Genomic DNA, 11,340 nt, shown 5'->3' with positions numbered 1-11,340 from the left:
CCCTAGAGAAATGGATGCAAAAGCGTCCAGATATTTTCTGCCCAATGCCTTTATCGACTTTTCTAGGTCTTGCGATCAGCCTCACCGACATTCTGGGCAAAATCCATGCAGCCAATATCATTCATAAAGATATCAACCCTGGAAATATAGTCTTCAATCTGGATACTGGGGTTGTCAAAATTATTGACTTTGGAATTGCCACCCAATTTAACCGCACGAATCCGACTTTCAAAAACCCTCATGTATTAGAAGGGACACTTGCATACTTATCTCCAGAGCAAACAGGGCGGATGAACCGTTTGCTCGATTACCGCACCGATTTTTACTCTCTTGGTGTGACGTTCTACGAACTGCTAACCGGACATCTGCCGTTTCCCACCACAGACATACTTGAGCTAGTCCATTGTCATATTGCCAAACATCCAATTGCGCCTAATGAAATAAATACAAAGATTCCTAAGCCAGTTTCAGATATCATTCTCAAACTGATGGCGAAAAATGCAGAAAATCGCTATCAAAGTGCCTGGGGAATCAAAGCGGATTTAGAAATCTGTGCTGAACAATTAGCAGAAACCGGTCAAATCTCTAGCATTAAACTGGCGCTTCAAGACGTTTGGGGGCAATTTCAAATTCCCCAAAAACTGTATGGACGGGACAAGGAAGTTGCAATGTTACTGGCGGCGTTTGATCGCGTCGCTGCTTTACCAAATAATTCAGAAACGACTTTACAAAGGGAACAAGCGGGCAATTCAAAATTCCAAGTCGAAATGATGTTAGTATGTGGCTATGCTGGCATTGGGAAATCTGCGTTAGTACAGGAAATCTATAAACCAATTACCCAAAAGCGTGGTTATTTTATCTCTGGTAAATTTGATCAATTTGGGCGCAATATTCCCTACAGCGCGATCGCAGATGCTCTGCAAAAATTGGTGCAGCAATTGCTCAGTGAACCAGATGAACAAGTGCAACAGTGGCGATCGCGCCTGCTAACGGCGTTGGGAAGCAACGGACAACTCATTGTTGATGTCATTCCCGAATTAGAACTAATCGTCGGCAGACAGCCGCCATTACCCGAAGTTGGATCAACGGAGGCACAAAATCGGTTTAACCTTGTCTTTCAAAAGTTCATTCGAGCCTGCTGTTCCTGTGAACATCCTTTGGTTATTTTTCTAGATGATTTGCAATGGGTGGATTCAGCGACGCTTAAACTTATTGAGTTAATCCTGAGCGACCGTGCGACGCAATCCTTGCTTATGATTGGAGCCTATCGGGATAACGAAGTTACCCAGGCACATCCGCTTCTTGTAACAGTAGAAAAGCTAAAACAGGAAGAGGTCGTAATTAATCAATTAATGTTAGCTCCTCTGGGACTAGGGGCTGTGGCTCAACTGACTGGTGAGACTTTGCACACATCTACTGAGTCGATCATGCCTTTAGCAGAGTTGGTATGGCGGAAAACAAACGGCAACCCCTACTTCACGAATGAGTTCCTCAAAACGTTGTACAGCGAAGATTTCATCGTCTTCAACGTTAATCAACAACGCTGGCAATGGGATGTTGCTCAGATCAAAGCCAAAAATATTACCGACAATGTGGTGGAGTTGATGATCGGGAAGTTGAAACAACTGCCGGAGCAAACTCAACGGGTTTTACGTTTAGCGGCTTGTGTTGGTGCTGAATTTGATTTAGCGACACTCTCAGTCATCTGCGAACGATCAGTGGCTGAAATTTTTCCAGAACTGACAACAGCGATTCAATCGGAATTGATTTTAGCTACTTCAGAGCTAGATGAGAACCTATTAATTCAAAATTACAAGTTTTCACATGATCGTGTGCAGCAAGCTGCCTATACTTTGATTGATAAGGAACAACTACAAACTGTTCACTTGCAAATTGGTTACTGTTTGTTGAAAAGTAATGAGCCTGAAACTAGCTCAACCAATTTGTTTGAGGTAGTCGATCATCTTAATCTCGGTCGTGATTTAGTCACGGATCAACAGGAGCGCGATAAGATAGCCAGGTTAAATCTAATTGCAGGTCAGAAAGCCAAAAAAGCATCAGCTTATAGTGCTGCACTACAGTATTTAACAATAGGAATAGAATTACTACCTGCTGATAGCTGGCAGTCTCAGTACGCTCTAACTCTGTCACTGCACGAAGAAGCAACAGAAGCAGCATACTTGAGTGGCGATATCCAACAAATGGAACAACGGGCAATCGTTGTTCTAAAATATGCAAACACTGTTCTAGATAAAATAAAAGTCTATGAGACTAAAATTCAGACTTGCATGGTGAAATATAGGCAAACAGAGGCAATTAAGATTGGTTTAGAAGTTTTAGGGTTGCTGGGTATATCTCTGTTAGAGACACCAACAGAAATTGATGTTCAAAGGCATTTAAAGGAAAAAGTAGATTACTTTAATACCATAAATACAGAAGATTTGCTGGAGCTACCATTCATGAGGGAGCCAGATAAACTGGCTGTTATGCAAATCTTATCCAGCTTAGTTTCAGCTGCATTTCAAGCTGCTCCTTCACTACTACCACTAATTGTGTTAGAGCAGGTAAATTTATCTGTTAAGTATGGAAATACTTCTTTTTCATCTTTTGCTTATGCTACTTACGGTGGCATCATTCTCAATGGAATAATGCAAGATTTTGAAAGAGCTTACCAATTTGGCAAACTGGCATTAAGCTTGACTGAACGATTAGATAGTAAAAAACTTCAGCCGAAGGTCATAGAGATGGTTGCGGCGCATCTCATGCATTGTAAAGCTCATATTAGACAAACTTTACCCTTACTTCAGGAGGCATATGAGACTGGGCTAGAAACTGGAGATATAGAATTTAGTATGTATGCTGCGGGTTTTAGCTGTGTATACTCGTATTTTGCTGGTTTAGAATTAACAAAGGTTATATCGGCAAGCAGGATCTACAGTGACGTTTTCGCTCAGTTTAAACAAAAGAGCATTTTAATTTATTTTCACAGATTGCAGCAAGTTGTCTTTAACTTACTAGAACAAGTTGAAAATCCAGGTCGATTACTTGGTGACCATTATAATGAGGCTGAATTTTTGCCAATTCACCTTGAGGCCAATGATAGAACTAACCTTTACAATCTGTATTTGGTCAAGCTTACTTTAAGTTATTTGTTTGAAGATGTTTTACAAGCAGTAGAGTATGCTTCTCAAGCTGAACTTTATTTAGATGGAGTAGGAGGAACTTTTTTAACATCTGTATTCTATTTCTACGACTCTTTAGCTCAGATACAATTATACCAATCTGTTTCAGAAGGAGATAACCTGCTGTTCAAAATAAATAGCAACCAGGAGAAAATGCAGAGATGGGCAGATTCTGCCCCAACTAATTTTCAACACAAACATGATTTAGTTGAAGCTGAAAAAGCACGGATATTAGGTCGATTTTTTGAAGCAGAAGAATTGTATGAACAAGCTATTCGAGGAGCTAAGAATAACGAATATCTTCAAGAAGAGGCGTTAGCTTATGAATTAGCTGCTAAACATTATCTGGTGCGAGGGCGGGAAAAAATTGCCCAAACCTACATGAAAGAATCACACTACTGCTATAAACGCTGGGGAGCAACAGCGAAAGTCAAAAATTTAGAAACTCGCTATCCGCAGCTATTTCCTCACTCATCGGATGTATCTCATACGCCAATCCGTACCACTTCTGAAACCACCTCTAATTACTCAGGCATCGGTTTTGATTTAGCGGCGGTAATGAAAGCATCTCAGGGGATTTCGAGTGAAATTGAACTGGATCAGTTGCTTCATTTCTTAATGCAGATATTAATCGAGAATGCAGGCGCACAAACGGGCTGTTTGATTCTAGAAAATGCAGGGACATGGGCGATCGAAGCTGCTTGTGAATTTAATGATGGTGAACAGGTTTGTGCGACACGAGTACTGGAATCGCTTCCAACGACAAATCGCTTACCCGAATCGATTATTCAGTATGTCATTAGGACTCGTGAATCTGTGATTTTAAATGATGCAACTCATGAAGGTAACTTTATCAATGAGCCATATATTCAGCATCATCAAACTCAATCACTTTTGTGTTTGCCACTGCTGAATCAAAGCAAGCTCGTTGGCGTGTTGTATCTGGAAAATCAGTTGGCAACTGGGGTATTTACACCGGAACGATCGCAAGTTTTGAATCTACTCTCTACTCAGGCAGCGATCGCGATCGAAAATGCCAGACTTTATTCAAAGCTACGCGCCAGCGAAAGCAAAATGACTCAATTTCTAGAAGCAGTTCCGGTGGGCATTGCCGTCATTGATGCGGCGGGTCGCCCTTACTACGCCAATCAACGGGGCATCCAGCTCATGGGCAAAGGGATTGATCCGGCGGTACCGCCGGATCAAATCGCAGAGGCTTATCAATTTTATGTGACAGGAACGGAGCAAATCTACCCTACTGAAAAAATGCCAATCATCCGGGCGTTGAGCGGCGAACGCACTACGATTGATGACGTAGAAATTCGCCAAAATAACCAAACGATGCCTGTTGAGGTGTGGGGCACTCCCGTCTTTGATGAACAAGGGAAGGTGGCTTATGCGATCGCAGCCTTTCAAGACATCACAGAGCGCAAACTTGCAGAACACCTCCTAGCGAATTACAACCGCACTTTGGAACAGGAGGTTGCTCAAAGGACAGCGGCTTTACAGCAAAGTGAAGCAGACCTGCGCGCTCATGAACAGGAATTGCGGCTCATTACAGACGCTCTCCCGGTTAGTATTGGTTACATCGATGCCGAGAAACGCTACCGCTTTGTCAACCGCACCTATGAGATTTGGTGTAATTGTAGCCGAGATGAAATTTTAGGCAAGTCGGTTCGTGAACTGGTAGATCGTATAGATCATATATCGTATCAAATGATAGAACCTTACATTAACCAGGCGCTGGGGGGAGAAACAACCACGTTTGAAGTAGAAATGCCTCTGCCAGTGGGCAAAAAGTACTTGAGTGTGACCTTAATTCCTGATTTCGATGCAAATGCTCAAGTCATTGGATACTATGCTTTAAACACAGATATCAGCGATCGCAAACGAGCGGAACACGCCTCAATTCTGGAAGAACGCAACCGCATGGCGCGAGAAATTCATGATACACTGGCTCAATCCTTCACAGGTATTCTGCTTCAGGTTGGAGCAGCAGCACAAGTGCTGGCGGATGACTTAGAAGCAACCCAAGTACATCTGGAAATGATTGAGGAACTAGCACGCGCTGGGCTAGCAGGCGCACGGCGATCCGTATCAGCACTCCGTCCGCAGCTACTAGAAGAAGGTAATTTAGAGAGTGCCCTGCATCGTATAGTGGCTCAAATGCGATCGACGACCGACACGACTCTGATTTGCGAAACTCACGGTACAGCCTATTCCTTACCAATCGAAGTGGAGAATAACTTACTCAGAATTGGGCAGGAAGCATTAACCAACGCCATTAAATATGCTTATGGCAGCGAAATTATGGTTGAGTTGGTGTACAAAGAGACACAGTGTATCTTAAGGGTTAAAGACGATGGCAGGGGCTTTGGAGTAGGTAGCATTCCTTTGAGCGGTGGGTTTGGCTTATTAGGAATGAGCGAACGGGCAGAGCGCATTGGCGCACAACTAACAATTCAAAGCCAACCGGGTCAAGGAACAGAAATTATTGCCACTATCGATCGACAGTGAGAATTACAATGAGCCAATCCACTAAGATTAGAGTGCTAATTGTTGACGACCATGCCATAGTCAGAAAGGGTCTAGCAACCATCATTGACCGCGATCCAGAAATGACAGTGATCGCTCAAGCTGAAGATGGGCAGCAGGCGATCGCCGCGTTTCGAGAATACCGACCTGATGTCACATTAATGGATTTACGAATGCCCAAAATGGGAGGTGTTGAAGCGATTATGGCGATTTGTGGTGAATTTAAGCAGGCTCGAATCGCGGTACTCACAACCTACGATGGCGATGAAGATATCTATCGCGGTTTACAGGCGGGCGCTCAAGGCTATCTGCTTAAGGATTCTAAACTTGGCGAACTTTTGAATGCGATTCGCGCCATTCATAATGGTCAGAAATACATTCCGCCAGAAGTGGGCGCAAAATTATTGCAGCGAATCAGCAATCCAGAACTGAGTGAACGAGAGTTGGAAGTGCTGCGTTTGATGGCACAAGGAATGGGTAATCAGGAAATTGGGACTGCTTTGATTATTGGTGAAAGTACCGTCAAATCGCATATAAATCGGATTTTGAGCAAACTGGGCGTGAGCGATCGCACACAAGCTGTGATTACTGCTGTTAAGCGTGGGATTGTCAGCTTGTAAGTAAGGAAAAATGAGGGAAGGGAAGGGAAATGAATTTTTACTTTTTCCCCAATAGAATTGGCTTTAGTCTCCAACTTTAGTTGGAGACAACCTTCCACTAGAAGCTGGACAAGTTCATCCATCACTCGATTGTATAAAAATGTCAACCCAGAGTGGACGACAAGAGAGGGTCAATTGTCTATATTGAATCCATAGCAATGTTAGCGCAGTTGGGTTGTAAGGCAAAAGTATTGCTTAATACAAACCAAAACATGACTTACGACCGCAATAATCGTTCTTTATTCGTTCCGCCTTCAACCCACGATCATATTCAAGGTGCGCTGAATGCTGCTGTAGTACTCGTCATGTATGGAGATTATGAATGTTTTCAAAGTGCAAATGTCTATCGATTGATTAAAGTTGCCGGGCAGCAATTGAAGGTTTCGTTTGGAGAAAACAATTTAGGTTTTATCTTCCGTCATTTTCCTCAAGTACAGATTCATCCACATGCTCGACGGGCAGCCGAAGCCGCAGAAGCCGCCGCGGCTCAAGGGCAGTTTTGGCAAATGCACGAGATGCTATTCATTCATCAACAAGAGTTGGAGAATGGCTATCTAGTAGAGTATGCCAATCGTTTAGGACTCGATATTTCTCAATTTTTGCATGACTTATCCAGAGGTGTGTATTTCGATCGCATCAATGCGGACATTGAAGGTGGACTGGGAAGTGGAGTGGAGGCTGCACCCGCTTTGTTTATTAATGGAATTCGCTATCTCGTAGGCGAAGCCAGCCCCAGGCATCGCTGGACTGTTGAGCAGATAATGGCAGCTATTGTTGCTGCAAATGATTAAGGCTTTTAGTACTTATCTTAATAAGTATTTCGTCAAAGAGTATTTCATAACTTCTATACCGACAACAAGAACCAGGGATTTGAGCAATTTAGCAAGAATACAGAGGTAAGCCCAATGATAGTTTTTACATGTGAAAAAGTTCAAAAACGCCCAGATTAGGAGATGTATAATGAAATCAATAACACTTCAAAACTCAATTCCTCAAATTACTTTTGTGTTATCTAAAGTATTCTTATCAACAGCACTGGTTGCAGAATTGATTGGAGTTTCACTAACTAGTACAGCGATCGCTTCAAGTGAATTACATCGGTTCGCAGCACCTGTCTCATTCCCAAAATCGCGCATTTTAATTGCAACAGCCTATACTGATATAACCTTACCTACTTTGCGGCGAGGCGATCGAGGTAAAAGCGTTAAAATATTGCAGAAAATTCTCTTAGATAATGGTTTTTTAGGAGCCGCAGGAGTCAGATTAGGAAATCCGCGTGGTGTGAGTGTTGATGGAGTGTTTGGTTCCATTACCGAATCTGCGATCAGAGATTTGCAAAAACGATACAAAGTTCCAGTGACAGGACAAGTGAATCCCCGCACATGGGAAGTTTTGGATATGCATGAAAATCCTTATCGTTCGCCACTTCCCTGGAAATTATAATTATTTACCAAACCTAGCGAGGCAGATATCAATGATCAACTTTTCCTTACGTGTCTGCTTAAAACAGCATCGGCTAGTTGTTGGGGAAATGCTGCTTGCGATCGCCATGACAGGCTGTACTGCTCTAACCTCACAATCACTTGCAAGCCCCTCAAAGACTTCATTCTTAGTCTCTCACACCCAAAATGCCACCGCCGAGCCGCTTGAGCAAAAAGCAGTTCGAGTCATTCGTGATTACTACAGTGCGATCGCTCGTGGAGACTATAAGCAAGCTTACTCGGCTTGGTATGGAGGTGGCACTGCCAGCAAGCAGTCAATTCAGCAATTCAAACAGGGTTTTGCCAACACCAAATCTACTACTGTCAAGGTTGGAGAACCTAGCAGAATAGACGGAGCGGCAGGCTCATCCTATATTGAAATTCCTGTCACTGTTACTGCCATTACTAAGAATGGAACTCAGCAGCGATTTCGCGGTAGCTATGTTCTGCGACGAATCAATAATGTTCCTGGCTCAAATCCAAACCAGCAGCAATGGCTCCTTTACTCGGCGAAGATTACTCAAATTAATTAGTTTTCAGTGAACCTGCCATTTGCTGCCACTTAATTCGCAAAAGCCTCGCCATAACTTCTATACGGACGAGAAGAATCAGAGATTTCAGCAATTTAGCAAGAATACAGAGGCGATCGCAATGATAGTTTCTACATGGAAAAAAGTTCAAAGATTGTTACTGTGGTTACTTGCATTAAGTGCTGTCGTTGGGATATTAATGCATCCAACATCAGCCACCGCTAAGGAATTACCTCAAGCCTCCAACTCTAAACCTGCGCTCGTTCTCGGTCATGGGGCTTTTGCTGACGGTACATTAAAATCATTTTGGCTTCTTAATAACTACCTTACCATCGTCGCCGACCACACCACAACTGATGGTAAATATGACCTGGTTGAGGGCTATTTCCCTCCTGGTGCCCAGACTCCACCCCATCGCCATACACGCTATTCAGAACAACTTTATGTGTTGGAAGGAGAGTTCACTGTCTGGGTTGGTAAGAATAAGGTTGTGCTAGGCCCAGGTGAAAGTGCCTTCATTCCGATAGGCACACCCCATGTTGTCGCTGCACTCAGCGATCAGCCAGCTCGCGGGTTAGTCGTTGCTTCGCCCAGTTCCTTTGCTCACTTTGTTGAAGCAACAGGGACGCTAAACCAGAATGAAGCACCTGACATGGAATTGTTGAATCGCATCTCTAGCGAAATTGGCGACGAAATTCTGGGTGCGCCCGGAGATATCCCTTAGAGAAGACGTTTTTCTTTCTTCTTCCACTCTTTGTAATGGATTAAGCTTTTTGATGCTTATCTTAAGGCTGAGGCGCGAGTAATGGCAGCAACCCAAAAGCCGATCGCCAGCGCAGCATTTGAGCAATCAGCGAACAAATTGAGTTAATTGATGCACTGGGTGAACGGGTACAAACACTCGGAGGTGTGGCGATCGCTGATCCGCGTCATGTGGCAGAAGTCACTAAGATTAAGCGTCCGCCAAACGGCGTTGAGGAAGTACCCGTAATGTTATCGCGGTTACTGGAAGCCCACGAATTGATCGTTGGGGAATTGAGAGTGGCGATCGATAAAACAGCAGCAAACCAAGATAGTGGCACTAACGATTTGTTAGTGAGCCAAGTCTTACGAACCAATGAAACACAAGTTTGGTTTCTGGCAGAACATTTGGTGGATACACCATTGGTACGCAGTTAAATTCAGCAGATCGGGTGTTGTAAATGAATAACTAACAGTACTTCAGCGATCGCTCTTTAAATCAGTTCATTCTTGACTCCATTTATCCATTGTAGATAACAGAGGAAGTGAAGTTTATGACTAACTATGACTACATTGTAATCGGTGCAGGGTCAGCAGGTTGTGTGGTTGCTAACCGTCTAACCGAAGACAGTGACACAACTGTGTTACTACTCGAAGCGGGTAACCCAGATACGAAACCAGAGATTTTCATCCCAGCGGAGTGCGTCAATCTACTAGGCTCAGAGGTGGACTGGAGCTATTTCTCTGAACCAGAACCCTTCTTGAATAATCGCAAAATCTTTTGTTCCCGTGGCAAAGTCTTGGGAGGCAGCAGTTCGATTAATTTCATGCTGTATGTCCGAGGCAATCATCACAATTATGATCACTGGCAGGAGTTGGGAAATCCCGGTTGGAATTACCAGGATGTCTTGCCTTATTTCAAGAAATCTGAACACCAGCAGCGCGGTGTTTCCGCCTACCACGGAGTTGATGGGGAGTTGAGCGTTACCGATCTGATTGCGCCGACTGCAATTTCTCAACGATTTGTAGAGGCATCTGTGGCAATGGGATTTGACTACAATCCTGATTTCAATGGTACGCAGCAGGAAGGAGCCGGACTCTATCAGCAAACTATCAAGGAGGGTAAACGGCACAGTGCTGCTGCTGCCTTCCTTGTGCCCATTCTCCAGCGTCGCAATTTGACCATAACGACTGGGGCATTGGTGACTCGATTGTTGTTTGAGGGAACCCGCACCGTTGGGGTGGAATATCTGCACGAGGGAATGTTGCACCAAGTCAGGGTTGAGCGGGAAGTGATTTTAAGTGCGGGCGCGTTCGATTCGCCCAAGCTGCTAATGCTTTCCGGCATTGGGGATGCAGCACACTTACAAACATTAGGGATTCCTGTTGTCGTCGATCTGCCAGGTGTTGGTCAAAACCTGCAAGACCACATTTTCTCTCCTGTGGTATACCAGGCAACTCAGGATTTACACTTTGCCAGCACCAGTAGTATCGGGGAAGCTGGATTATTTTTGCATAGCAAGTGGAATTCAGCGGTTGCACCCGATTTACAGTTTCTATTCGGTTCCATTCAGCTCTTACCCCCTGGCTATGCTCCAGCGGCATTTGGATTTACGGGTGCAGTCGCTTTGACCGATCTGCAAAATATTGGCAGTGTCGGTTTGCGAACGGCTGATCCTAAAGACACACCCATGTTGCAGATGAACTATCTGCAAAATGAAACCGATGTGAAGAAGCTGGTTGAGGGAATTAAATTAATGCGGCAATTGTTTCATAGCAATTTCTTTGATGAGTTTCGTGGTGCAGAAATTGCTCCGGGTGCTGAGGTTCAGAGTGATGAAGCACTCGTTGCTTATATCCGCAACAATTGCAGCACAGTGTGGCATCCCGTTGGCACTTGCAAAATGGGCATTGACCCAATGGCAGTGGTTGATCCTGAGTTGCGGGTACATGGGGTTGAAGGATTGCGAGTTGTTGATGCCTCCATCATGCCAACAATCACCACGGGAAATACGAACGCACCGACCATCATGATTGGTGAGAAGGCAGCGGATTTAATTAAAGCAGGTCGCACAGCACGAACGGTTCTCAGCAAATCTAACGTCCAAAATCCGGCGTATTCATCTATTTAGAAACGGGCGATCGTCTTTGATCAATCTCAGATTATCTACCTGTTGAGCGTTTATCGGTCGATGTTAGGCAAATAGAACAC

Annotated in this window: 8 protein-coding genes; all 8 read left to right on the top strand. The window is 44.1% G+C overall.

The window, feature by feature from the left end:
* The coding region (locus tag ACWATR_RS36530) for an AAA family ATPase (RefSeq protein ID WP_460344142.1) at positions 1 to 5,699 on the top strand (5,699 nt) is incomplete at its 5' end.
* Positions 5,700 to 5,707: 8 nt separating this feature from the next.
* Positions 5,708 to 6,337, top strand: coding sequence for a response regulator (locus tag ACWATR_RS36525; RefSeq protein WP_460344139.1), 630 nt, complete (start codon positions 5,708 to 5,710; stop codon positions 6,335 to 6,337).
* Between the two features lie 251 nt (positions 6,338 to 6,588).
* Positions 6,589 to 7,167: a DsbA family protein gene (locus ACWATR_RS36520; protein WP_460344136.1), complete on the top strand. Its 579-nt coding sequence runs from the start codon at positions 6,589 to 6,591 to the stop codon at positions 7,165 to 7,167.
* 169 nt (positions 7,168 to 7,336) lie between these two features.
* Positions 7,337 to 7,819 carry a peptidoglycan-binding domain-containing protein gene (locus ACWATR_RS36515; RefSeq protein WP_460344133.1) on the top strand — a complete coding sequence of 161 codons (483 nt, stop codon included), beginning with the start codon at positions 7,337 to 7,339 and terminating at the stop codon, positions 7,817 to 7,819.
* Positions 7,820 to 7,850: 31 nt separating this feature from the next.
* A complete protein-coding gene (locus ACWATR_RS36510) occupies positions 7,851 to 8,390 on the top strand; it encodes a nuclear transport factor 2 family protein (protein ID WP_460344130.1) in 540 nt (179 codons plus the stop codon).
* A gap of 118 nt (positions 8,391 to 8,508) precedes the next feature.
* Complete coding sequence (locus tag ACWATR_RS36505; protein WP_460344127.1) at positions 8,509 to 9,111, top strand: cupin domain-containing protein; 603 nt, start codon at positions 8,509 to 8,511, stop codon at positions 9,109 to 9,111.
* Between the two features lie 125 nt (positions 9,112 to 9,236).
* Positions 9,237 to 9,566 carry a Dps family protein gene (locus ACWATR_RS36500; RefSeq protein ID WP_460344148.1) on the top strand — a complete coding sequence of 110 codons (330 nt, stop codon included), beginning with the start codon at positions 9,237 to 9,239 and terminating at the stop codon, positions 9,564 to 9,566.
* Between the two features lie 116 nt (positions 9,567 to 9,682).
* Positions 9,683 to 11,260 (top strand): GMC family oxidoreductase, encoded by a 1,578-nt coding sequence (locus ACWATR_RS36495; RefSeq protein WP_460344124.1) that lies wholly within the window; start codon positions 9,683 to 9,685, stop codon positions 11,258 to 11,260.
* Positions 11,261 to 11,340: the final 80 nt, after the last annotated feature.

Source organism: Nostoc sp. UIC 10890 (assembly GCF_054786515.1).
The sequence above is the reverse complement of the archived record's forward strand: the minus strand, read 5'-3'. Positions and strand labels throughout refer to the sequence as shown.